This window comes from Streptomyces sp. NPDC051243, assembly GCF_044455405.1.
Classification (GTDB): Bacteria; Actinomycetota; Actinomycetes; order Streptomycetales; family Streptomycetaceae; genus Streptomyces.
The window spans coordinates 240,616-263,352 of sequence record NZ_JBITES010000013.1; the positions used below are offsets into that span (position 1 = coordinate 240,616).

18 protein-coding genes and 7 pseudogenes are annotated in these 22,737 nt (G+C 69.6%); 15 read left to right on the forward strand and 10 right to left on the reverse strand.

Features of this window, described 5'->3' with window-relative positions; translation table 11 throughout:
• Positions 1-61 precede the first annotated feature (61 nt).
• A complete protein-coding gene (locus ACIBAG_RS31695) occupies positions 62-2,332 on the forward strand; it encodes an MMPL family transporter (protein WP_399109749.1) in 2,271 nt (756 codons plus the stop codon).
• A 67-nt stretch (positions 2,333-2,399) separates the two neighbouring features.
• On the opposite strand, the pseudogene ACIBAG_RS31700 reads toward ACIBAG_RS31695, so the two are convergent.
• Positions 2,400-3,230 (reverse strand): annotated as a pseudogene (locus tag ACIBAG_RS31700) (IS5 family transposase).
• Positions 3,231-3,304: 74 nt separating this feature from the next.
• Positions 3,305-3,832, reverse strand: a pseudogene (locus ACIBAG_RS31705) (integrase core domain-containing protein); the annotation flags it as partial.
• Between the two features lie 205 nt (positions 3,833-4,037).
• Here ACIBAG_RS31705 and ACIBAG_RS31710 point away from each other — a divergent pair.
• Together ACIBAG_RS31710 and ACIBAG_RS31715 are read left to right on the forward strand one after the other, a co-directional pair.
• Positions 4,038-4,484 carry a hypothetical protein gene (locus ACIBAG_RS31710; protein ID WP_399109751.1) on the forward strand — a complete coding sequence of 149 codons (447 nt, stop codon included), beginning with the start codon at positions 4,038-4,040 and terminating at the stop codon, positions 4,482-4,484.
• A 49-nt stretch (positions 4,485-4,533) separates the two neighbouring features.
• Positions 4,534-5,372, forward strand: a pseudogene (locus ACIBAG_RS31715) (transposase family protein).
• 90 nt (positions 5,373-5,462) lie between these two features.
• On the opposite strand, the gene ACIBAG_RS31720 reads toward ACIBAG_RS31715, so the two are convergent.
• The gene (locus tag ACIBAG_RS31720; RefSeq protein ID WP_399109752.1) at positions 5,463-6,662 is read right to left on the reverse strand and encodes an epoxide hydrolase family protein; all 1,200 of its coding nucleotides are present in this window, start codon (positions 6,660-6,662) and stop codon (positions 5,463-5,465) included.
• A gap of 49 nt (positions 6,663-6,711) precedes the next feature.
• Positions 6,712-7,006, reverse strand: a pseudogene (locus ACIBAG_RS31725) (alpha/beta hydrolase fold domain-containing protein); the annotation flags it as partial.
• Positions 7,007-7,689: 683 nt separating this feature from the next.
• Here ACIBAG_RS31725 and ACIBAG_RS31730 point away from each other — a divergent pair.
• From ACIBAG_RS31730 to ACIBAG_RS31750, 5 genes are all read left to right on the forward strand, one after another.
• Entirely contained in the window at positions 7,690-8,223 is a 534-nt protein-coding gene (locus tag ACIBAG_RS31730; protein WP_399109754.1) for a hypothetical protein, read from the forward strand.
• Positions 8,224-8,245: 22 nt separating this feature from the next.
• Positions 8,246-8,383, forward strand: coding sequence for a hypothetical protein (locus ACIBAG_RS31735; protein ID WP_399109756.1), 138 nt, complete (start codon positions 8,246-8,248; stop codon positions 8,381-8,383).
• A 184-nt stretch (positions 8,384-8,567) separates the two neighbouring features.
• Positions 8,568-9,167 (forward strand): sulfite oxidase-like oxidoreductase, encoded by a 600-nt coding sequence (locus ACIBAG_RS31740; RefSeq protein WP_399109757.1) that lies wholly within the window; start codon positions 8,568-8,570, stop codon positions 9,165-9,167.
• Positions 9,137-9,901, forward strand: a complete 765-nt coding sequence (locus ACIBAG_RS31745; RefSeq protein ID WP_399109759.1) for a ferredoxin reductase — start codon at positions 9,137-9,139, stop codon at positions 9,899-9,901. The genes ACIBAG_RS31740 and ACIBAG_RS31745 overlap by 31 nt, the downstream gene beginning before the upstream one ends.
• 1 nt (position 9,902) lies before the next feature.
• Complete coding sequence (locus tag ACIBAG_RS31750; RefSeq protein WP_399109760.1) at positions 9,903-10,184, forward strand: DUF6510 family protein; 282 nt, start codon at positions 9,903-9,905, stop codon at positions 10,182-10,184.
• Here ACIBAG_RS31750 and ACIBAG_RS31755 read toward each other — a convergent pair.
• Positions 10,154-11,056 carry an RraA family protein gene (locus ACIBAG_RS31755; protein ID WP_399109762.1) on the reverse strand — a complete coding sequence of 301 codons (903 nt, stop codon included), beginning with the start codon at positions 11,054-11,056 and terminating at the stop codon, positions 10,154-10,156. The two genes, ACIBAG_RS31750 and ACIBAG_RS31755, sit on opposite strands and share 31 nt — an antisense overlap.
• Positions 11,057-11,406: 350 nt before the next feature.
• Between ACIBAG_RS31755 and ACIBAG_RS31760 the strand changes: the two are divergent.
• Positions 11,407-12,011, forward strand: a pseudogene (locus tag ACIBAG_RS31760) (GPP34 family phosphoprotein).
• A gap of 529 nt (positions 12,012-12,540) precedes the next feature.
• Here ACIBAG_RS31760 and ACIBAG_RS31765 read toward each other — a convergent pair.
• Positions 12,541-12,975: pseudogene (locus tag ACIBAG_RS31765) on the reverse strand (IS110 family transposase); the annotation flags it as partial.
• Positions 12,976-13,173: 198 nt separating this feature from the next.
• On the opposite strand from ACIBAG_RS31765, the gene ACIBAG_RS31770 reads away from it, so the two are divergent.
• Together ACIBAG_RS31770 and ACIBAG_RS31775 are read left to right on the forward strand one after the other, a co-directional pair.
• Positions 13,174-13,491 (forward strand): transposase family protein, encoded by a 318-nt coding sequence (locus tag ACIBAG_RS31770; RefSeq protein WP_399109764.1) that lies wholly within the window; start codon positions 13,174-13,176, stop codon positions 13,489-13,491.
• Complete coding sequence (locus ACIBAG_RS31775; protein WP_399109765.1) at positions 13,446-13,880, forward strand: transposase family protein; 435 nt, start codon at positions 13,446-13,448, stop codon at positions 13,878-13,880. Before ACIBAG_RS31770 ends, ACIBAG_RS31775 begins: the two co-directional genes overlap by 46 nt.
• Positions 13,881-14,530: 650 nt before the next feature.
• On the opposite strand, the gene ACIBAG_RS31780 is transcribed toward ACIBAG_RS31775, so the two are convergent.
• A complete protein-coding gene (locus ACIBAG_RS31780) occupies positions 14,531-15,328 on the reverse strand; it encodes a helix-turn-helix domain-containing protein (protein WP_399109766.1) in 798 nt (265 codons plus the stop codon).
• An 87-nt stretch (positions 15,329-15,415) separates the two neighbouring features.
• On the opposite strand from ACIBAG_RS31780, the gene ACIBAG_RS31785 reads away from it, so the two are divergent.
• Positions 15,416-16,273 carry an NAD(P)H-binding protein gene (locus ACIBAG_RS31785; RefSeq protein WP_399109768.1) on the forward strand — a complete coding sequence of 286 codons (858 nt, stop codon included), beginning with the start codon at positions 15,416-15,418 and terminating at the stop codon, positions 16,271-16,273.
• Positions 16,274-16,609: 336 nt separating this feature from the next.
• Here ACIBAG_RS31785 and ACIBAG_RS31790 read toward each other — a convergent pair whose 3' ends face one another.
• From ACIBAG_RS31790 to ACIBAG_RS31800, 3 genes are all read right to left on the reverse strand, one after another.
• Positions 16,610-16,999 carry an ATP-dependent DNA ligase gene (locus ACIBAG_RS31790; protein ID WP_399109769.1) on the reverse strand — a complete coding sequence of 130 codons (390 nt, stop codon included), beginning with the start codon at positions 16,997-16,999 and terminating at the stop codon, positions 16,610-16,612.
• Between the two features lie 193 nt (positions 17,000-17,192).
• Positions 17,193-18,311: a fatty acid desaturase family protein gene (locus ACIBAG_RS31795; RefSeq protein WP_399109771.1), complete on the reverse strand. Its 1,119-nt coding sequence runs from the start codon at positions 18,309-18,311 to the stop codon at positions 17,193-17,195.
• Positions 18,312-18,318: 7 nt separating this feature from the next.
• The gene (locus ACIBAG_RS31800) at positions 18,319-19,374 is read right to left on the reverse strand and encodes a ferredoxin reductase (protein WP_399109773.1); all 1,056 of its coding nucleotides are present in this window, start codon (positions 19,372-19,374) and stop codon (positions 18,319-18,321) included.
• Positions 19,375-19,462: 88 nt separating this feature from the next.
• Between ACIBAG_RS31800 and ACIBAG_RS31805 the strand changes: the two genes are divergently transcribed.
• The 3 genes and pseudogenes from ACIBAG_RS31805 to ACIBAG_RS31815 all read left to right on the forward strand — a co-directional run.
• Positions 19,463-20,602, forward strand: a complete 1,140-nt coding sequence (locus tag ACIBAG_RS31805) for a PucR family transcriptional regulator (protein ID WP_399109775.1) — start codon at positions 19,463-19,465, stop codon at positions 20,600-20,602.
• A 716-nt stretch (positions 20,603-21,318) separates the two neighbouring features.
• Positions 21,319-22,404, forward strand: coding sequence for a carotenoid oxygenase family protein (locus ACIBAG_RS31810; protein WP_399109777.1), 1,086 nt, complete (start codon positions 21,319-21,321; stop codon positions 22,402-22,404).
• Positions 22,307-22,714 (forward strand): annotated as a pseudogene (locus tag ACIBAG_RS31815) (carotenoid oxygenase family protein); the annotation flags it as partial. The gene ACIBAG_RS31810 and the pseudogene ACIBAG_RS31815, both read left to right, overlap by 98 nt.
• Between the last annotated feature and the right edge of the window lie 23 nt (positions 22,715-22,737).

Genomic DNA, 22,737 nt, shown 5'->3' on the forward strand with positions numbered 1-22,737 from the left:
GGCGACGAGCCTCGGCATCGGCGGCCGTACAGGACGGCCGACGAGGTGGTTGGAGGACCCGATGCTCTCGAAAGCCCTGTTGCGCTTGGGCGGGGGCGCCGCCCGCCATCCCTGGCGGGTGATCGCGGCATGGCTGGTCGCCGCCACGCTCGCCGTCCTCGCCGCCGTCGCCTTCGGCGGGCGGAATGCGGATTCGATGACCGCGCCGGGACTGGACTCCCAGCGGGCCGCGGAACTGATCGAGCGGGCCGGCACCGGCCAGGAGGGGATGACCGCCCAAGTGGTCGTCACCCCCCTCGACGGCGCTGCGACGTTCTTCGACGACGACGGCGCGCGCACCGCTCTCACACGGCTGCAGACCGAGGTGAAGCGGCTGCCGCACGTGCTCGGCACGAGCGACCCGGCGGGGGCGCTCGACGCGGGCGGGGACACCGCCGTGCGCGGCGGCCTCGTCTCGGCCGACGGGCGGATCGCGGTCGTCCGGGTGCAGTACCCCGACCAGAGCCGGCTGTCGACTGAAGACCTCGACGCCCTCGTCGATCTCGGCGACCGGCTGCGCGCCGAACTGCCCCTGCGCATCGAGATGGGCGGGAACCTCTTCTACGCCTTCTCCGACCCCGACGGCGGCGTGAGCGAGTTGATCGGCCTCCTCGCCGCGGCCGCGATCCTGTTCCTGGCGTTCGGTTCGCTCGTCGCCGCCGCGCTGCCGATCGGCATTGCGGTCTTCGGCCTGACCGTCGGGGTCGCCACGATGACGGTACTGGCGGGGGTGACGGACGTCCCCACCTTCGCGCCGGTCCTGGGCAGCATGGTCGGGCTCGGAGTGGGCATCGACTACGCGCTGTTCGTGCTCGCCCGGCAACGGGAGTACCTCGCGCGCGGGCTCGATCCCCGCGAGGCGGCGGGGCGAGCGGTGGCCACGGCGGGGCGCCCCGTGGTCTTCGCCGGCGGCACCGTCGTCATATCGATCCTCGGGCTGGCGGTCGCGAACGTGCCGTTCATGACGGTGGGCGGGTTCGCAGTCTCGATCGTCGTCCTGATCATGGTGGTCGCGTCGGTGACGCTGCTGCCGGCCTTCCTCGGAGCCGCCGGCCCACGCCTGGCCCGGGTCGGCCGGATCGGCCGGGCTCTGCGGACCAGGAAGCCGGGCCGACTCGCACGGCGGCGGGACCCGGCGGCAGGCGCCGCCCCCGCCGCCGGGTGGCGGCGCTGGCTCGGGCACGTCGGCCGGCACCCGCTGCCGTACGCGGTCGGCGCGGCGGGGCTGCTGCTGACCGCGACGCTGCCCGTGCTCGGCCTGCGCGTCGGCCTGCCCGACGACGGCTCACTGCCTCAGAGCCGGACCGAGCGCCGCGCGTACGACCTCGTCGCCGAGGGATTCGGCCCGGGCACCAATGGTCCCCTCGTCATCGCCGCGGACCCGGCCGGTGATCCGGGAGTGCTGGACCGACTCGTCGGGGCGGTCTCGGCGGATCCGGGCATCGCATCCGTCGCGCCGACGCACATCGACCGGGCCACCGGCATCGCGACCCTCGTGGTGTTCCCGACCACCAGCCCTCAGGACAAGGCCACGGCCGACACCATCGCCCGGCTGCGCACCGACGTCCTGCCCACGGCGATCGGGCACGGCCTGGCCAGGGCCCACGTCGGCGGCGCCGCCGCGAGCCTGTCCGATGTGGGCCAACGCACCAGCCAACGCCTGCCGGTGTTCGTCGCCGTCGTGCTGGCGATGTCGTTCCTGCTGCTGATGCTGGTCTTCCGCTCGATACTCGTACCGCTCAAGGCGGTACTGCTGAACCTGCTGAGCATCGGCGCGGCCTACGGCATCATGGTCGCGGTCTTCCAGTGGGGCTGGGGAGGCGCACTCATCGGGCTGGAAGCGACGGTTCCGATCGTGTCGTTCATCCCGATGTTCCTCTTCGCCATCCTGTTCGGCCTGTCGATGGACTACGAGGTGTTCCTCCTCTCCCGCGTACGCGAGGAGTACCTGCGCACCGGCGACAACGGCACGGCGATCGTCGAGGGCATCTCGGGCACCGCCCGGATCATCACCTCGGCCGCCCTCATCATGGTGGCGGTCTTCCTGTCCTTCGCCGTCGCCGAGGACCCCTCCACCAAAATGTTCGGGATCGGCCTGGCCACCGCGATCTTCATCGACGCCACGGTCGTACGCATGGTGCTGGTACCGGCGACCATGACACTCCTCGGCCGGACCAACTGGTGGCTGCCGAAGTGGCTGGACCGGATGCTTCCCCGCGGCCCGGTCGGCACCGACGACACCGACGCGGAATCCACGGGTGAGGCCCCGCGTCCACGGCTGGTTGACCGTTGACTCAACTCCTGCCCGCCCTTGGCGTCCGGCACCTCAGCGCGTCAGCCAGGGGCATATCGAGTCGTGATCATCGGGTGGTCCTGGTGAGGTCCTTGATCCAGATCATCGAGGCGCGCAGGTGGAGACCGGCGAGGTAGCTGTCGGCAGTCTTGTCGTATCGGGTGGCGATGCCTCGCCGCGCTTTGAGCTTGTTGATCAGGCGTTCGACGGTGTTCCGCTCCTTGTAGAGATCGGCATCGTGGCTGACGGGTCGGCCACCTCTGGAGCCCTTCTTCCGGTTGGCGGCCTGGTCCTTCTTCTCCGGGATGACCGCCTTGATCCGGCGTTTGCACAGGTGGGCGGGGTTTCCGCGGGACGAGTACGCCTTGTCCCCGGCGACCGCGTCCGGCCGGATGCGGGGTCGGCCGGCGAGCCCGCGTGCCCGTACCTTCTTCAGGACGGGGATGAACTGCGGGCTGTCCGCTGCCTGGCCTGTGGTCAGGATGAACACCAGCGGGCGGCACTTGCGGTCGGCGGCGAGGCGGACCTTGCTGGTCTGCCCGCCTCTGGAACGTCCGAGGAGGGCGGCCTTCGGCCGGAGATTCCGCCGACGCCGGACGCGTCGTCGTTCTTCCAGCGCGGGATCACTTCCGGCATCTTGCCCGTTTCGCTCTTCGAGGCGGCCCCCTTTGACCTGGCCTTCTCCTCCTCGGCCGCGGCTTGCTCCAGGGCGGTGACGACGTCCTCGTCGAGGTGCATCCCGGCCGCGTCGTGGTGGGCTCGGGCGGTGGTGGAGTCGATGCTGACCAGGGACCTCGAACTGCTGCCGCAGTCGCTCGGGGTACGGGCCGTACTCGCCGATCGGCAGGTACGGCTCGATGAACTCCCAATCCAAATCGGTCAGTTGCACTCGCGTCACGTAAGGCCGTCTATCGGACCGAACCGTGCCACGAAGGCACATCCCGCAAAGCCATTCACGACTCGATACGCGCCCTAGTTGTATTGGCCCGCAGGGTTGTTCACGCGGGTGATGGGTGGGTGGCCGCCGAGTGCGGTGTGGCAGCGGTGGTGGTTGTAGGTGTGGAGGAAGTCTGCCAGGGCGTCGGTGCGTTCGGTGTTGCTGGTGTAGGGCCGCAGGTAGGCCCATTCGTCGAGCAGGGTGCGGTTGAAGCGTTCGACCTTGCCGTTGGTCTGCGGCCGGTAGGCGCGGGTGAGTTTGCGGCTCGCGCCGAGGTCGGTCAGGACTCGCTCGATGCGGTCGATTCCATGCGTGGTGAAGAAGGCTGCGGCCCGGCGCAGGAAGGCTGCGCAGGTGGCGGCCTTCTCGTCGCCGTGGATTTCGCTGTAGGCGAGGCGGCTGTGGTCGTCGACGGCGGAGTGGATGTAGTCGAAGCCCATGCTGTTGCGGGTGGCGCGGCCGGCTTGGCGGCCCAGCATCTTGTGGCCGCCGCCGTCGGGGATCCGGCCGAGTTCTTTGACGTCGACGTGGATGAGTTCGCCAGGCCCGGTGGGCCGGTCCAAGCGAGTGGTGTGCATCGTGAAATCGCAGGTCACGGGTTGGGTGACGATTCGGGGACTCGTGCCGGTCGGCGGCTGATGTCTATGCCGTAGATCATCGGGCAGGTCCGGTTCCGACGGTCTGCCGGGTTCGCCTGCGCCCGTGATCGACCCGCGCCTACGATCCGTCGGCAGGTCGGCACGCCACGAGATCGCGGGAGGGCCCGGGATGCAGGAGCGGCGGTGGATCACCGCTCGTCGGAGCGAACTGGACGCCCTCGCCGAGGAGTTGACCAAGCAGCTTCAGGAGGTCGAGGTCGAGCGGGACGAACTGACGATCGCGGAACGGGTGTTGAACCGCCTGGCCGAGCAGGCCCAGGCCGACGCCGAGGCTGCCGCTCCGGTATCGGCGAAGGTGGCCGGGCGGGCAGTCCCGCTCATCCCGCACCGCAGCGACGCGACCGATGAGGGCGCGCTGCCCGGCGACTACCGCAGGATCCTGGCGATCGTGCGGGAGGCCGACGGCCCTGTGCAGGTCAGGGCGGTCGGCGAGCGGCTGGGCCTGGACGCCTCGGTGCGCGGCAAGCTGGAGCCGCTGCGGGCGAAGATGGCCAAGCTCGCCGATCGCGGCTGGCTGCACAAGCGCCCTGACGGGCGGTTCACCGCACGTCCATAGCCGGACTGGGGGCGTAACTGGCGGGCACACGGTGCCAGTTGAGTTTGGTGTGAAGAAAAACAACGGTCTCACCGAGGGCCCTGACGGACTTGTCTACACCGCCCGCCTGCCGCTGTCGAGCGTCACCCTGAGCTATCTCGCCGACTTGATACGCGGCCACCTGAAGAAGATCGGCTCGCGGTGGCGGGCCCTGCCCGCGGGAAAGATCGCGGGGATCGTGCTGGCGGTTCTGCGCTGTGACCAGCGGCCCGGCGATCTGGTCGGCGGGAACGGGGTGCACCGCACCACCGTCACCCGCTGGGTGCGGGAAGTCGTCGGTCTGCTGGCTGCCCGCGCCCCGCTTCTGGACCGCGCGCTGAGGAAGATCGCCCGAAAGGGTGGCGGGGTGGTGCTGCTGGACGGCTCTTTGATACGCACCCGCAGACGCACCGGGACCGAGAACCGGAAGAACTATTCGGGCAAGCACAAATGCCACGGCCTGCTTGTGATCGCTCTCACCGACGACCGCGGCCGACTGGTATGGGTCTCCGCGGTGCGGCCCGGACGCGCCTCGGAGATCACCGCCTGCCGGCACGACAAACTCACCGCTCACCTGCGGGCGGCCGGTCTCGGCGCGATCGCCGACCTGGGGTTCGTCGGACTCGACGATGCCGGTCCGGACGCCGACCCGGCGGTGATCACCGGCTACAAGGCCGCCCGCAACCGGCCCCTGACCCGTGGTCAGAAGCTGTCCAACAAGCACTGGCCGCGGTGCGGGCCCCAGTCGAGCACGGCTTCGCCCATCTCAAGAACTGGCGTGTCCTCGGCGAGGTCCGCACGGATCCCAGGTGGGCGACTGCGCTCGTGCGGGCCCTGCTGGTGCTGACGAACCGGGAAGTCGCCCGCTGAGCGCAAGCTGGTTGCCTCGTGCTTCCCACGCCGTTGGCAAGGCGCGTGCCTGTGCCAGTGCGGGCTCTGGATCCGAACACGATGGCGTAGTCAGCGCAGTGAGCTGAATGCAGCCCGCACCTCTGAAGAGAAGAGCTCCGGTTCCTCCCAGGCGGCGAAGTGGCCGCCCCTGTCTACCTCGTTGAAGTACGCGAGCTTGGGGTAGACCGTCTCGACCCAGCTGCGCGGGGCAGACCAGATCTCGCCGTGGAACGTCGTGAAGCCGACCGGAACCGAGACCGCCGGAGGAGCCTGGCCGGCCGTACGGGCTGCCGCCAGGGCCCGTCCGAACTCCCAGTACCACTGGGCGGCCGAGGTGCCGGTGCCCGTCAGCCAGTACAGCGTGATGTTGTCGAGGATGTGGTCCCGGGTGAGATTGCCCACGGGCTCGCCGTCGACGAACGCGCGGGAGATCTTGTAGTAGCTGTCCGTGTCGTGGTCGAGTATCCAGGCCGCCAGCCCGACGGGTGAATCCAGCAGGGAGTAGCCGATCGTCTGCGGCCGGGTGGACTGCTCCAGGAAGTAGCCGAAGCCGTCCGTCGTGAACGTGTCGACCGCCTCGTGCGCCGTTCGTTCCTGCTCGGACTCCGCAGGCAGCTGGTCCTTGATACCGAGCGCCCCGGCGAGCAAGTTGATGTGGATGCCGAGCAGCCCTTCGGGTGCCTGACGGCCTATCGCGTCCGTGACGGCGGCGCCTACGTCGCCCCCCTGAGCGACGTAGTGCGTGTAGCCGAGGCGGTCCATCAGCTCCGCCCACGCGCGTGCGATGCGGCCGGAATCCCAGCCGAGCTCGGTCGGCTCGCCCGAGAAGCCGTAGCCGGGCAGGGACGGCAGCACCAGGTGGAACGCGTCCTCGGGGGTGCCGCCGTGAGCGGTCGGGTCTGTCAGCGGGCCGACGGTCTCCAGCAGTTCGATGACCGAGCCGGGCCAGCCATGAGTCATGATCAGCGGCAATGCGTTCTCATGCCGCGACCTGACGTGGACGAAGTGGATCTCGACCCCGTCGATCTCAGTCGTGAACTGCGGCAGCGTGTTCAGCCTCGCCTCGCACTTGCGCCAGTCGTACTCGGTCGTCCAGTAGCGGGCGAGCGCCTGCAGCGTCGCCAGCTGCACGCCCTGCGACCGGTCGGCGACGAGCTCCTTGGAAGGCCAGCGTGTCGCCTCGATTCGGCTGCGCAGCTCGGCGAGTTGCTCCTCCGGAACCTCGATCCGGAACGGACGGATGGCTGTTGCTTCGGCCGTGACGGGCATGGCGGCGCTCCTCGGTTTGCGGACGGGCGGAAAGCCTCTTAGCCGGTGGCGTGGCGAACTGTTCGGATGGCGCGGTGTTAATGACCGCGTCGGTGACCGGGTAGTACATCGACTGCTGCAGGAAGGTGACGTCGCGGCGTTCCTTGGCCATCAGCGCCGGCGCGGCCGTCATACTGCCGCCCACCGATTCGCCGACCACCGCCATGCGGCCGGCGTCCAGGTCCTTGGACGCCCCGTCTCGGGTGATCCACTGGGCGGTGGCGTAGCCCTGCTCGGCGGCGGTCGGGTAGCGGGCTTCCGGCGAGTTCGATCCAGCCTCCACCGTGCATGTACACAATGACCGGCGGCAAGGCGGTGTCGGGAACCCCTCAGCAACATCGTGTGCCGCAGGCTCAAGGACGACCGGGCCGGCAGCAGTCATGACAGCAACCAGTCCTCACGCGAAGACTCAGACATGGACTTGGCCAAGAGCGCGCGTCACGTTGTCGGTGCCAACTCGTCGCGCACCGGATCTTCCCGTTGACCAGGCAATCGGGGCCTGGTGGCTGCTCACCGTTGTGGCACGTCTCCATGCTCCTGATGCTTTCCATCTAACACCCGCAAAAGGGGCAGTTCCAGTCCGGGTCGACCGCCGTCAGTTTCGCGGGCCGCGTCCCCTCGCGCTCGGGGTCCTCGCCGAGCCCGCCCTCGCGGAGGAGGTGGGCCCGGTGCCACCGGTACGACCGCCTCGCCAGCCTCCCGGACGCGTGCTCCAGAGGACGGTTGCGGGCATTCCCCCGTAAGTCCCGCAGCCGCCTTCATGGGACGCTTTCGACGCCAAACCCATCCGGGCCAAACCCTCCCGGCGCGCGGCGGTGGCGCGGGCTCCTCTGCGCCTTCCCGGGGCTCCCGCCCCCACAAGGGTTTCGCGGTTGCGGTGCTGCCACCCGCCCGGATACGCGCCACAGGCAGCGAGCTACTGCCCGGTTTGACATGGTTCGGGCTGATGGCATGGTGGTAAGCGGAGGTGACGACGGTGAGACTTGACGTGGCATTCGATTCGTTATGCCGTTCCGCGGCGCGGCAACTGCCACTCAGGCTTACCGTCGGTGCGTACTTCCTCAACTCCGGACTGTCGAAACGCGACGCGGACCAGGCCACGGCTGAGGGACTCCAGCAGTTCGCCACCTCCACCTACCCCTTCCTGGGCAAGCTCGACGCCCAGAAGTTCACCCGGCTGCTCTCCACCGGGGAGATCGCCGTTGGCGCCGCGCTGCTCCTGCCGGTCATGCCCGCCGCCGTCGCCGGCGCTGCACTCACCGCATTCTCGTGCGGCACTCTCGGGCTCTACCTGCGTACGCCAGGCATGCGCCAGGAAGGCAGTCTGCGCCCCACCGAGCAGGGAACCGCGCTGGCCAAGGACGTCTGGTTGCTGGGCGTCGGCATTTCCCTCACCGCCGACGGCCTGTCCAAAGACGGGGGACTCGCGACCACCGCTTTCGGCCCTTGGAAGGACGGCCGAGACCGGGGCCCCAGGAGGCGCCGTCGGCTTCACGGCCGCCATCCGCGTCAATCGCCGTGACTTCGGGGGGAGTTGAAACGACGTGGTCGACCAGGACGGAGTCGTCGTCAGCGCCATGGCCGATGTCGTGGTCGACATCGAGGTCGTCCTTGAGATCGGCGAAAGGGCCGCTGAGCACGGCTTACCGGCGGTCCTTGAGGCGGAAGGCCACCGACCATGAGCCCGGAGGCCGCACAGGCCCAGCACACCGCACTGCCTCGCAAGGTGGGACAGCCCTTGGTAGAGGTCACGGGCGTTGCCCTCGGGGCGCGGCGCCACGACGTGTGCTTTGCGGTCACGTCTCCCAGAATGGAGATGTCGTCCCCGGGCGGCGTGGTGTCCCCCTGACGGAATGGGGCAGATCCATGGGAATTGTTTCGCGGGGCTTTCACGGCCGGGCGCGCCCAGCGGATGTGAAGCTGCCTCCCGGGCAATATCTGACCGAGGACTTTCCGGTGCTGTCGGCCGGCCCCACGCCGAGCATCGAACGGGAGCAGTGGGAGTTCACCATCACGACCGAGAGCGGGACGCGCCGTAGCTGGTCGTGGCAGGAACTGCTGGCGCTGCCGAGCGAGCGGCCGACAGTGGACCTGCACTGCGTCACCAAGTGGTCGAAGCTGGGCACCGGCTGGCAAGGGGTGTCGCTGGACACGCTGTTTGCCGATGTGGAGACGACGGCCGAGTTCGTGCTGGTCCACTCCTACGGTGACTACACGACGAACATCCCGCTGGAGGACCTGCTGGACGGCAAGGCATGGATCGCCTACCAGTACGAGGGGGAGGACCTCGCTCCCGTGCACGGCGGCCCGGCCCGGCTGCTGGTGCCGCATCTCTACCTGTGGAAGTCGGCCAAGTGGGTGCGCGGCATGCAGCTCCTGACCGAGGACGAGCCGGGATTCTGGGAGAGCGCCGGCTACCACGACTACGGTGACCCATGGCGCGAGCAGCGGTACCAGGGCGACTGAAGACGCCCCTGACCTGGCAGTCCGCCCGGCTGGCCGGTCTGCGCGACGAGACGCGCACGGCCCGCACGCTGGTCTTCGACGTGCCCGGCTGGTCCGGGCACCTGGCCGGCCAGCACGTGGATGTGCGCCTGACGGCCGAGGACGGCTACAGCACCCAGCGCAGCTATTCGCTGGCCTCGGCACCCGACGGCGAGCGGATCGAGCTCACGGTGCAGCGCGTGCCCGACGGGGAGGTCTCGCCGTACCTGGTCGATGTGATGGAGGCCGGCGACCTGGTGGAGCTCCGGGGCCCGGTAGGCGGCTGGTTCGTCTGGCGCCCGGCCGACACCCGGCCGGTGCTGCTGGTGGGCGGCGGATCGGGGATCGTCCCGCTGATGGCCATGATCCGCACGCGCCGCAGCCTCGGCAGCCGTACCCCCTTCCGGCTGATCTACTCGGTCCGCACCCCGGAGGACCGGTACTACGCCTCCGAACTGCGCATCGCGCAGCCCGGTGACGGCGGCCTGGACGTGACCCACCTCTACACCCGGCACACGCCTGAGGGCTGGCCGAGACCGGCTCAGCGCCTGCAACTCGCGGACCTGCAGACCCACGGCTGGCCACCGGAGTTCGAGCCGATCTGCTTCGTCTGCGGACCGACCGGATTCGTCGAGACCGCCGCAGCCCAGCTGGTGGCGCTGGGCCACGACCCGCGCCAGATCAGAACCGAGCGCTTCGGCCCCACGGGAGGCTGAGATGGACCGACCCGACACCACGGACTACGAGGACGGCAACGCGCTCGCCGGCCCCTTGGGCGAACTGTTCACCGCGGACGTCACTACGGCCGCCGGGCGCTGCGCCGGCTGCGGGCGCACCGCTCTCGTCGCCGAGCTGCGCGTGTACGCGCACGCCCCGGGCATGGTGGCCCGCTGCCCGAGCTGTGACGCGGTACTCCTGCGATTCGTACGGACCCCCGACGCCGCATGGCTGGACCTGCGCGGCACGGTCTACATGCGCGTCCCGATGTCACCCACATGAAGCCACCGCCCGCGGCGGCGCCGGTTGCTCCTACAGGCTGCCCCGGGTCGGGCGATAGCGGGACATCCCCCGCGGCCTCGCCGGGCAGGAACAGGCCATCTCTTGGCCGAGCGGCGACGACCACGTCGGCCACGAGCTTGACCGCGTGGCCGTGCGCGTCGTCGGTACGCCGGGCCATGCCCACAGATCCGGCATGCGGGGTTTCGCCGATGATCCGGCGGACACCAGTCGCCCCGCCGTACTTGCGCGGGGTCCTCGCGCCGAATCTGCTCGGCAGACCGGGCGTCATCACTTTCGATGCGGGCGGCCTGCACTACAACCCGGCGCACGCTGTCGGCAGGGATGACAACGGCGCCGCTGGAATCGGCATAGGCGTAGTCACCCGGCACAATGCACACTCCGCCGACCTCAACGGCGATGTTGGCAGCGAACGGCATGACGGTGTCGCCACCCCAGCGAGTGGCCTCGCCCCGGCACCAGGTGGCGAACCCGTAACCGGCGAGCTGAGCGAAAGCGCGGAGTCGCCCGTCGGCCAGTACCCCGGCAAGGTTATGGTTGCGCAGCCGGGACAACTTGGTGCCACCGCCGTGGGAGGCATCCGGACAACCGCCGCTGGACAACACTATGACCTTGCCCTTCGGAGTGTCGGCGACCGCCCGATAGAAGAAGGCGGCAAAACCGAGGCCGGTCTGCGGCAAGTCGTCACGGTAGGGAAGGAACGCGACGGTGGCCACCGGCCCGAACAAGACCCGGTTCGGGGCATGGCTGACCAGGTCGAGGATGTGCGCGCGGTGCGGGTGGACCCGCCCCATGGCGTCGACCAGCGAAGCGCAGCTGACGCTGTCCACCGACCGGCGGAGATCGTCATTCACAGGGACCACCTCACCGTTCACGTCGTGAGCCCGCGGTGCCCGCTCTCGCGCTGTGTGCCGTTGAGTCGGTCGCTCTCCTCGCGGCGCTTGGCCGCGCCCTGCGAGCAGTGCTCGCAGCACAGAGTCGCCCTCTGACGGGTGGGCGTACCTCACACCGAGCCTCCCAGCCGACCCTCTGGAACCGACGAAATGTGAGGCGAGGGAGTGACGAAATGCCCGGGCTCTGCTCACCTGGGAGGCGGCTGCCGTCCTCGCTCCGTAGGCTCGTAAACAGGAGTGACGCCTGCCGAGGTCCACCCGGCGCACGATGTCACTCGCCTTCAGCTCCTCGAGGTGAGGTGGAGTCATTCATGACCACACCGCGGGACCTGCTGATCATCGCGATGGACTTGACGGCCAGTCGTCCTCTGGAACAAGGCGATCTGTCCCTTGCGCTCGCGGGAGCCGAGCTGATCGACCTCCTGGGCGCTCAGGCCATCACGCTGGACGGTGATCGCATCGTGCCGAGCGACCGGCGAGCCATAGCTGATCGGGGGTTGGATGAGGCCGCGTCGTCACTTGCGCGACAATTGCCGTACGAGTCAGTCGGCGACTGGCTGTGGGCAGAGGCCGCGGCCTGTCCGCGGCCTATCTGGCAGCCCTCGAAGCGGAAGGGCAGCTCACTCGTCAACGCCGCAGCTGGATGATCTTCCAGTCCGCTCGCCTGGTGCTGGTGAATTCGCCCGCACGCCGTCAGGCGGCGAACCGCTGGGCATCGGAGGAGCCCATTCTCACCGCCCTCGCGGCGGCCGTCGGGATCGGCGACAAGCCGACCGGAGACTCACCAAGCGTGGCCGACCATGCCGTGGCGACAGTGCTCGCCGCCGTCCATGACGCGGTAAGGAGTCTGGAGGCTGAACGGCAGCGGCGAGCCCTCGAAGAGGCTGCCTTCGACAACATTTGGCGGGGTGAGTGAAGACCACCCGCACGGTGGCGTGGTCGCCGTATGCACACGCCTCCCTTACCGATCACCGCACTGGGCAGCATCACCGCCGGTCAACCCGCTGGGCACACTCGACACAGCCGGGCGTCTTCGCTACGACGGTGTTCCCAGCGGGAAAACGCTCTCGGCCACCCGGCTCGACGACATCGGGCAGGGCCCTCCGGGAAATCCGACGGCATCAGCACGGGATCGCCCCATGACTGGAGCACAAAGCCGCAGGTAGACCCATTCCGCCGGTTGCCCACCCTGGCCCGCGGGGCAAGTCCCCGCGGACTGGGAGTGGCACCTGCGCTGACGTGGCTGTTGAGGTTGGGTGGATGCGGATCCAGGAGCGGGGCAACGAGCCGCGTTGCGGTGCCGGGACGGGGTGAACCGGTGCCGTGCTCACGCAGCCGTTTCACCGGCCTCGAGGACAACCGGCCGCTCTTGTCGTCTGCCGCACTCCATCTTGCTCATTGCTCATGCTGTGCTCTTCTCGGCGACGCCGAAAGCGGCGACCTTATGTTCGGTCGGGGACCAGGTCCAGGCGGCGGCCAGTGAGGAGCTTGAGGTCGGTGATCGTGTCGTCGCTGGTGCGTACGGGATGCAGGTTGCGTCGAACGCGGACCTGGTCGGCGATGACGGCGGCGTCCTTGGCGTCGGTCTTGCCTTCACCACGATAGCTCTCGGAGGAACGGTGGATAGCCCGGCCGGAGATGTAGTGCACCGGCTGGTCGTGATTGAGGAGTAGCGCGATGGTCAGGGCGGCTCCACCGTCGGCCTGGTCGATGCCCCAGGCCACCTCATCGCCCAGAGCCAGGACGTCGGCGAGGAGTTCGAGCAGTTCGGGCTCGTCGTTGGCGACGCGATGTGACAGCAGCCGATGGCCGCTCTCATCGATCGCAACGCAGTGGTGGTGGGTCTTCCCTGCGTCGATGCCGACCCAGATGGCGATCATGTGGTGCCTCCGTGCGGTGCAGTACTGATCCCTCCCACGGACGACCTCGCTGTGCCGGGCGGCCAATCAGTGGGAGCCACGTCATCGGCTATCAGGTGAGACGAGCTGTCTGACGTCTCAACCACGCTGCTCGGGGGCCTCGTTGGTCATCTACCTTGCCGCACTCGACCTGCCCATGCGCTCGTGGAGTGTGTGACCATGCTGGCCGTCACCCGTGAGGGCGACCGGCGCTGCAAGCTGTGCCCGTCGCAGCGTGCGATGGTGGCACTGGTGTACCTGCGCGAGCACACCACCCTGGCGAGGATCGCTGCCGGGTTCGGGATCAGCGAGTCCACCGCCCACGCCTACACCAGCGCGGTCATCAGCCTGCTCGCCGAACGTGCGCCGGGTCTGCTGAAGGTCTTGCGTGAGCCGAGGTGGACTTCGTCCTGCTGGACGGCACACGCTGGCCGAGTGCGACGGGGTGGGCGATGGACGTGCCGACTACTCGCACAAGCACCGCCGGGCACGGGGTGAATGTGCAGGTGGTCACTGATCCGGGCGGCCGGCTGCTGTGGGTCTCACCCGCGCTGCCCGGCCGCGCTCACGACATGACCGCTGCCCGCCCCCACCGGATCATCCGCATCTTCGAGCGCCAGGGCATGCCCATCGTCGCCGATCTCGCCTACCAGGGCGGCGGCCCCTGGGTGACCCCGGGCATCAAACGCGGGCCCCTGCAGGAACTCACCCTCACCGAGAAGACCGTCAACCGGGCCCTGGCCGCGGCGCGAGCTCCCGTCGAGCGCGGCGTTGCCTGCCTGAAGTCCTGGCGGATCTTCCGCGGATCCCGATGGCGTCCAAACCGTATGACGTCAATCGCCAAACCGTCCTCACCCTGGAGCGGCAACGCTGGAGAAGCTCACTGATGTCCTCATTGCCGATGGTGCCGAACCGCGAGGTGTAGCACAGGAGTTCGCTGTCGAGGGAGCGTGGGATACGGGGATGCGCCTGGTCCAGTCTGGCCAGGAGGTCGGCGGCCTGGTCGTGCGGCAGCCGCTCGGCCGAGCGGGCGGTGAAGGTTCTCCCGACCTCGTGGGGCTCGCCGCTCACAGAGAGGTCCTGTTCACGGTCCACCCACACCTGCTGGGGGGTGGTAAGGGTGTCCAGGAGAGGGATTCCGTCGTCAGGGTCGATCCACCCGGCGTCCGAGGACCAGCGTAGGGCCACAGATGGCGCGGATCGTGCCAGGTCTGCCGGGGCGGGGATGCGGGCGGGCATCAGGTGGAGGTCCTGGGGCGCGCCACTGGCTCGACCGGCGCGGACAGCTCAGATGCGGGCTGTGCCGGAACATCCAGCGGGCCGGCTCGGCCGCCGTAATGGCCCGGGTGAGTCAGGCACGGTCCAGCAGATGCCGCTCGTCCGCTTCGGCGACCAGGTCCTCCGACTGGTTGGAGGCCCCCGTCGGCGGCCTGCACAGCCCACAGACGCACGGTTACGCCGTGTTCTTTGGCCGCCGTCACCCAGGCAGGAGGTCACCGTCGCCAGTGATCAGAACGATGTCACTGGCGGCCTTCTGTCAGCGGCGGGCGACGGCTCGGCAGGGCTGCGGGTCCGGGAGGCGGCCGGTGAAGAACGACCGGGGCGGTACGCCCATCAGCGTGCGGAAATCGGACGTCATGTGGGACTGGTCGTAGTAGCCGGTGGCAACGGCGAGTTCGGCCCAGGGGTGTGTGACGGCGTGGGACAGCACCGTGCGCACCCGATCGATGCGGGCGTAGTGCTTGGGGGACAGGCCGACCCCCTCGGCGAACAGGTTGCGTAACTGCCGCTCGCTGACGGCGAGTTCGCGGGCCACGTCGCCCACTGGCCGGGGGAGCCGGCCGGTTCTGACCGACATCGCGTCGACACCGGCGCGCACGAGTTCCGTGCGCGAACGGTCGGCGGCGGACGCGAGCCGCTCGGGAAGCACGTCCGCGAGGTGCGCCACCGCCTCCTCCGGGTCCAACCGGCCCAGCTCGGCCGCCAGCCGGCCCGCGGTGCCGCCGGGCAGCTCGCTCAGGGGAACCGCACGGCCCGCCAGGTCGACCGCCGGCACGCCGAGCAGGGGCCGGGTGCCACCGGGCGCCAGCCGCAACTCGAGGCAGGAGACGAACCGTTTGCCCCGGTGGTACGAGGCACGGGTGCGCGGACCGACGACCAGGGTGCTGCGGCGGCCGTCCTCCCCGAGGCGGAAGACCAGCTTCGTGGTGGCGTCCGGCAGGTGGACGTACGGCTCCGCCGGTTCCGCGCCCACGGACACGGGACCGATACCCGTGACCCACGGGCGCAGTGCCTCGGGTGTGCGCAGGACCTGCCGGGACATGGTGTTCGTCACCGCTCCACCGTAAGCCGGGCGCACACCCGTCCGGGCCCGTGAACCGTGCCGGAATTTCCAAGAGTCCGGCGCCGTCCGGCGCCCACCGTGGTGGACATGATTCTTGTGACGGGTGCCACCGGCACCATCGGCAGTGAAGTCGTACGGCAGCTCGCGGCGCGCGGCGAGAAGGTGCGCGCCCTGACCCGGGATCCGGCGAAGGCCCGCGTGCCCTCGGGCGTGGAGGTGGTGCGCGGGGACTACCTCGACCCCGGTTCCCTGGAGGGGGCGATGTCCGGGGTGACGGCCGCGTTCCTGCTGGGCGCACCCGGCCCGGGCTCGCGGCACGACCAGGCACTGGTGGCGGCGGCCCGCGCGGCGGGCGTTCACCGGCTGGTCAAGCTCTCCGCGATCGCGACGGGCGATCCGGACGTCGGCCCGTCCGGCGAGTGGCATGTGCCCGGTGAGCGGGCGGTGCGGGACAGCGGGGCCGAGTGGACGATCCTGAGGCCCTCGTCGTTCGCCTCGAACACGCTGAGCTGGGCGCAGGCGATCCGGCAGGGCGAGCCGGTGCCGAACATGACCGCTGACGGACCGTCGGGGGTGATCGATCCGCGTGACGTGGCGGAGGTCGCGGCAAGGGTCCTCGTCGACGGCGGCCACGCGGGGCGGACGTACACGCTGACCGGGCCGGAGACGAGCAGCGTTCCGGGACAGGCCGCCGACCTTGCCTCGGTCCTCGGCCGGCCGGTCGCCACTCGGGAGCTCTCCCCGGAGGAGACACGCGACCATCTGCTCACCGTGTGGGGCTTCGACGACGCACAGGCGGAGGGCATCCTCTCCGGTACCGCCTTCGTGCGCGGGGGCGGCAACGCGGTCGTCACCGAGCACGTCCCGGAGGTGCTGGGGAAGCCGGCACGGACCTACCGGGAGTGGGCGGCGGACCACCGCCAGGCGTTCATCTGACAGCGGGAAACCGCACAGGGGCGGCGGGTATCGGCCCCGCCGCCCCGTCCCGGCGTCCGGTTCAGGACCGCCGCTCGCGCCGGACGGCCGCCACCAGGGCTGGTTGTCGTTCAAGGTCTCCTTCGATCTCCACCCTGCCGTGAACGTCCAGCCCGTCCACGGGTGCTCGCTGGTGGCCGGGGAGAGCAGGCCGGCGAGGTGGCTCCAGCCGCCCCGGACAGGGTGGTGCTGCGGCCGACGTACTGCAGACGTCCCTCGGCATCGAGACGCCCCAGCAGCAGACTGCGGGGCACGGCGAGGGAGCCGGTGACGGCATCGACGATCGCGTCCTGGCCCTCACGCACCTTGTACTTCCGCCACCCGCACGGACGGCTGATACGGGCTGTCGTGCCGTTTGAAGAGCAGCCCTTTCAGACCGACCGCGGTCCAGGTCAGCCACTCGGTGACCGTGTCAGGGTCGGTGGTCGACGGGCGCAGCGTCCACGGCGCCGCCAGCCGGCGCTCGGTGAACAGCGTCTCCCATGCCGCCCGGCGCCCCTGGTACGGCCACGCGGTGGTGTCCTGGCCCGCCGGCCGCAGCGCGTCAAAGGCCACGAAGTGGGCGGGCCACTGCCCGGCGAGCCGGGCCGCTGTGGCAGCACGCCGCTGCAGCCGCTCCTGCAGGCGCTCGAACGCCAGCCGCCCGGCCTCCCACACCACCAGCTCCCCGACTACCGGCCCGACCACGGCAGGTCAGCGCATTACAACTACTCGCCGGGGGCTGTGTGCTGAGCTTCTGGCGCACGTCAGGCAGTGCAGCCGGGCTGCCCGGAACCCGTGTCGTACGGTCTGATGTCGCGCCCGTCCACCCTACGCAACGGATCTCACCGAACCCGGCGGTGCCGCCGGTACGGCCGAAAGATCTGAACCAGTACCAGGTTCAGGCCGCGACGAGCTCCTTCTCGCGGTCCGGTGTCTTGACCGTGGGCTTCTTGTTCGGCAGCGAGAGCCGGAAGACCTTGCGCCACGCGGAGAACACCTGCTTGGGCAGCGGGCCGGTGACGTACTCCAGCTCGTACTTTTCGAACAGCGCGCGCACCTTCACCGCGACCTCGGCGTACCGGTTGCTCGGCAGGTCGGGGAACAGGTGGTGCTCGATCTGGTGCGAGAGGTTGCCGGTCATGAAGTGCATGGCCTTGCTGCCGCTGATGTTCGCCGAGCCCATCATCTGGCGCAGGTACCACTGGCCGCGCGTCTCGCCCTTGATCGACCGGCGCTCGAAGACCTGTACGCCCTCGGGGAAGTGCCCGCACATGATCACCGAGTGGGACCAGAGGTTGCGGACCAGGTTCGCGGTGAACGTCGCGGCGAGGGTGGGGAGGAACGACGGGCCCGACAGCAATGGGTGGATGACGTAGTCCTTGAGCACCTGCTTGCGGATCTTGCGGCCCACGGCCCTGGCCCGCGCGCGGAACTCCGGGTCCTTGCGGCGGCGCTTGTGCAGGTTCTTGCCGAGCTCCAGGTCGTACGCTGCGATGCCGTACTCGAAGAAGCAGGCGTTGATGAAGTTCCACAGCGGCTGGCCGAGGTGGAACGGGTGCCATTTCTGGTCCTCGTCGACGCGCATGATGCCGTAGCCGAGGTCGTTGTCCTTGCCGATCACGTTGGTGTACGTGTGGTGCAGCTCGTTGTGCGAGTGCTTCCACTGGTCGGCCGGCGAGACGTGATCCCATTCCCAGGTGGTGGAGTGGATCTTCGGGTCCCGCATCCAGTCCCACTGGCCGTGCAGGATGTTGTGGCCGATCTCCATGTTGTCCATGATCTTCGCCACGGACAGACCTGCGGTGCCGAGCAGCCACGCGGGCGGGAAGATCGAGAACAGCAGCACACCCCTGCTGACCAGCTCGAGCTTGCGCTGCGCCGAGATGACCTTGCGGATGTAGGCGGCGTCCTTCTCGCCGCGGCCGGCGATCACCTCGTCGCGGATCGCGTCCAGCTCGCGGCCGAGCTCCTCGATCTGCTCCGCGGTCAGGTGGGCGGTGGGGTCGATGGCGGTCAAGGTGCTCCTACCGTTCGATGTCGCAGGGGCCCGCGGCGGCGGACACGCAGGTCTGGATGAGGACGCCCGGCTCGGCCTCGGTGATCTCGCCGGTGCGCAGGTCGCGGACGGCGCCCGCCTTGAGCGGCGTGACGCAGCCGAAGCAGATGCCCATGCGGCACCCGGAGGGCATGAGCACTCCGGCCTCCTCGCCGATGTCCAGCAACGGCGTGGCGCCGTCCGCGTCGACGGTCTTGCCGGTGGCGCTGAACGTGACCTCGCCGCCGTCGCCGGCGACGACGATGCTGGGGCGGAAGCGTTCGGTGTGCAGGCGCTCCGGGACGCCGTGGTCGCTCCAGTGCTTTTCGGCGGCGTCGAGCAGGCCCGCGGGCCCGCAGGCCCAGGTCTCGCGCTGGGCCCAGTCGGGCACGAGTTCGTCGAGACGGGCGATGTCGAGCATGCCGTCTGTGTCGGTGTGCACCTCGGTGAGCCGCATCTTCTTGTCCGCGACCAGGTCGTGCAGTTCGTTGCGGAAGATCACGTCCTGCGGCTGTGGCGCGCAGTGGACCATGACGACGTCGTCGAACTCGGTGTCGCGCAGCATGCCCATCACGGGCGTGATGCCGCTGCCGGCCGTCAGGTAGAGCACTTTGGCGGGCTTGGCGTGCGGCAGCACGAAGTCACCGGTTGCCTGGTCGAGCTGGATCAGCGTGCCCGGTTTCGCCCGGCGGACCAGGTGGTTGCTGACCTTGCCGTCCGGGATCGCCTTCACGGTGATCGTGACGCGGCCGTCCTGGCGGTTCGTCGGCGAGGTGATGGAGTAGGCACGCCACAGGCGCACCCCGTCGACGTCGACCCCGATCCGCACGTACTGACCGGCTCTGTGGCCGCGCCAGCCTCGTCCCGGCTTTATCACGATGGTCGCGGCGTCGCCCGTCTCGGGGTGCACGGCCTCGATGCGCCCACGCAGGTCAGCGCCCGCACGCAGCGGGCTGACCAGGTCGAGGTAGTCCGACGGCAGCAGCGGCGTCGTGACCATCTCCAGCAGTTTCCACGCCCTGCTGCGGAGGGCTGTACTCGTCATGGCTTCAGCTTGCTGTGTCTCAGGGCGTAAAGTCCTGACCGCAGGACGTGAATCTGGTCGGCTGAATTGTTCGCAGGGAATAAAAGACGTGAGCCATGCAATGCGGAGGGTCAGCGAGCTGGCTCTGGATGAGACGACGGTCACCGCACTTCGGGCCACGCTGAAGACCACCGCCGACGAGGTCGTCCAGGCGATCATCGACGAGGTCCCTCCCTACGCCAACGCGCTGTCGGGCCACATGGGCGCCACCATCCGCCGAGCCGTCCGCACCGCCCTGGGGCACTACCTGGACCTCGCGAGCGGGAACGCCACGGGCGGCGACGCCGGTGACGCAGCCTACGAGCTGGGCCGCGGCGAGGTCCGGGACGGCCGTTCGATGGACGCCCTGCTCAGCGCCTACCGCGTCGGTGCCCGCGTGGCCTGGCGATGCCTGGCAGCGGGAGCCGTACCCGCAGGTCTGCCCGCCGCCGACGTCGCCAAGTTCGCCGAGCTGACCTTCGCCTACATCGACGAGCTCTCCGCCGCGAGCGCCGCGGGCCACGCCGACGAACTGGCCGCCCGGGGCCGGGCCCACGAGCGCCACCTGGAACACCTGGCCCGCGAGCTCCTCGCCGGCGCGAGCCCGGACGTGCTGCTGGCCTCTGCCCAACGGGCCGGATGGCAGCCTCCGGTTTCGCTGACCGCGGTCCTGCTGCCCGCCGCCCAGGCCCGGCCTGCCTACCGCGGGCTCGACCCGAGCACCCTCGTCCTCGACGATCTGCCGGACGCCACCGGTGTGCTGCTCGTCCCCGATGCCGACCGAGCACATCTCTTGCGGCAGATGACCGACCGCACTGCCGTGGTCGGCCCGGCCCGGCCATGGACTCGTGCGTCCGCCTCGTACGCACGAGCTGTACGCGCGCGCTCCCTCTCCTCTGATATTCGCGACACCGAGGACCACCTGCCCGAGCTGGTGCTGAGCGCCGACGTGGACGCGTTCGCAGACCTGCGTGCCCGAGCCCTCGCACCGTTGCGGGCCTTGCCTGTCGCGACCGCGCGGCGGCTGGAGGAGACGTTGCGGGCATGGCTGCTGCACCAGGGCAGGCGGGAAGAGGTGGCGGCGGCGTTGTTCGTCCATCCCCAGACAGTCCGGTACCGGATGGCGCAGCTGCGGGAGCTGTTTCCGGATCTCGCATCGCCAGACCGGGTCCTTGAACTGACGCTGGCGGTCGGCCTTCGGGCCGGCTGACGCGTACTTCGACCGTCCACGACCGCGTCCGCGAGCGGTCCAGGAAGCGTGCCTCGTTCTCGGTGCCATCAGCCGGCTCATGCGGCCCGGGGGAAAGCGGTACTAGCCAGCTGAGCCGGGGGGTTGATGTGACGACCAGACAAGACCTCGGGAAGCCCGCCGGGGGCGCTGTCTCCCTCCTGAACCGTCCTCGCGAGACCGTGCGGATCCGACCTACCGGGAGTTCCTCTACCGCTTCGGCGCGGAGGACACCTTCCCGTGCGTCACCACCGACGCACCGCACGCGCACCCCTGGTTCACCACCTTCCTGCCCCCGGGAGCCGTCACCGAGTACCTCGAACGACTCACGGCGGAAGTCCCGCCGAGCGACATGGGCGCCATGGGCACGATCGAGGTGTACCCCATCTCCACCGAGCGGTTGACCACTCCCCTGTTCCGGATGCCCGAGGGGGAACCGGTGGAGTTCATGGCCGCGTTCTTCCCCTGCGGCCCCAAAGAGCGGTCGGCGCCGTCGCCCACACCGCCGAGGACTGGTCCGCCCATTACGGCCCGCAGTGGCCGCGGCTGACCGCTGCCATGCGCCGGTACGACCCGGACGGAGTGCTCAGGCGTCTGCCCGCGTCCTGACCCGGCGTCCAGAACCGACCGATCACACCCGAGGGGTAACAGTGTTACCGCCCTCGGTGCCCACGGGAACACGCCAAGGAGGCACCTTCGTGAACGACCCCGCAGCCGGCCCCAACCGTTATCTGCGCGGCGATTTCACCGCCGTACGCGAAGAGGTCACGGCATTCGACCTGCCGGTCACCGGCACCATCCCGACCGAACTGAACGGCCGCTATCTGCGCAACGGCCCCAACCCGATCGCCGTCGACGACGCCCGGTACCACATGTTCCTCGGTGACGGCATGGTGCACGGCGTGCGCCTGCGCGACGGCCGGGCGGAGTGGTACCGCAACCGCTGGGTGCGCCAGAGCGCGGTCAACCGCATGCTCGGCGAACCACCGCGCAAGGTCACGGTCTACGGGGGCGTGGAGGTGGCCGCCAACACCCACGTCATCGGCCACACGGGCCGGACGCTGGCCCTGGTCGAGGGCGGCACCCTGCCCTACGAACTCGGCCATGACCTCACCACTCTGTCGACCTGTGACTTCGACGGCACCCTCCCCGGGGGATTCACCGCCCACCCCAAGGCGGAACGCACCACCGGCGAACTCCACGCCGTGGCCTACGTGGCGGGCCTGTCCTACGTCACCTACCACGTGGTCGGCCCCGAGGGCCGGGTCACCCGCAGCGAGAACATCTCCGTGCCGTCAGGCGCGATGATGCACGACTTCGCCCTGACCCGGAACCACGTCCTCGTCTACGACCTGCCGGTCACCTTCAGCCGCGAGGCGGCCCTGCGCGGCGCACCGGTTACCTACGAGTGGAACGACGCGCACCAGGCCCGCATAGGGGTGATGCCGCGGGCGGGAACCGCGGCCGACGTGCGGTGGGTCGATGTGGATCCCGTATGGATCTTCCACACGCTGAACGCCTACGACGACGGGGAGCGCGTGGTTCTGGACGTGGTCACTCACCCGAGGATGATGTCCAACGCCACCGGCTCCATCGAAGGCCACGGTACGCCCGCCCTGGACCGACACCCTCGACCCGGCCGCGGGGAAGGCCACCGCGCAGCGCCTCGACGACCGGCCGCAGGAGTTCCCCCGGATCAACGACCGGCTGATCTCGCTGCCGGACCGCTACGGCTACACAGCGGCCACCACCGATCTGATGGAGTCCTTCGCCGGCACCCTTGAACTCGAGCAGCTCCCTGACGACGCGTTCTCCAACCGGTTGATCAAGCACGATCTCCACCGCGGGACCCAGGAGATCCGCACGTTCGGCAGGGCCGCGACGCTCGCCGAGCCGGTCTTCGTGCCCGCGGCGGCCGGTGGCGCCGAGGACGACGGCTATCTGTTGGTGTTCGTCCATGACCCCGAGCGCTCCGCCACCGACCTGGTGATCCTGGCGGCCCAGGACGTCACCGCGGCCCCCGTGGCCACCGTCCATCTGCCGGCCCGAGTGCCCCTCGGTTTCCACGGCAGCTGGATCCCAGACGCGGGCTGACAAGGAGCCCTGGGTCGGCGCCC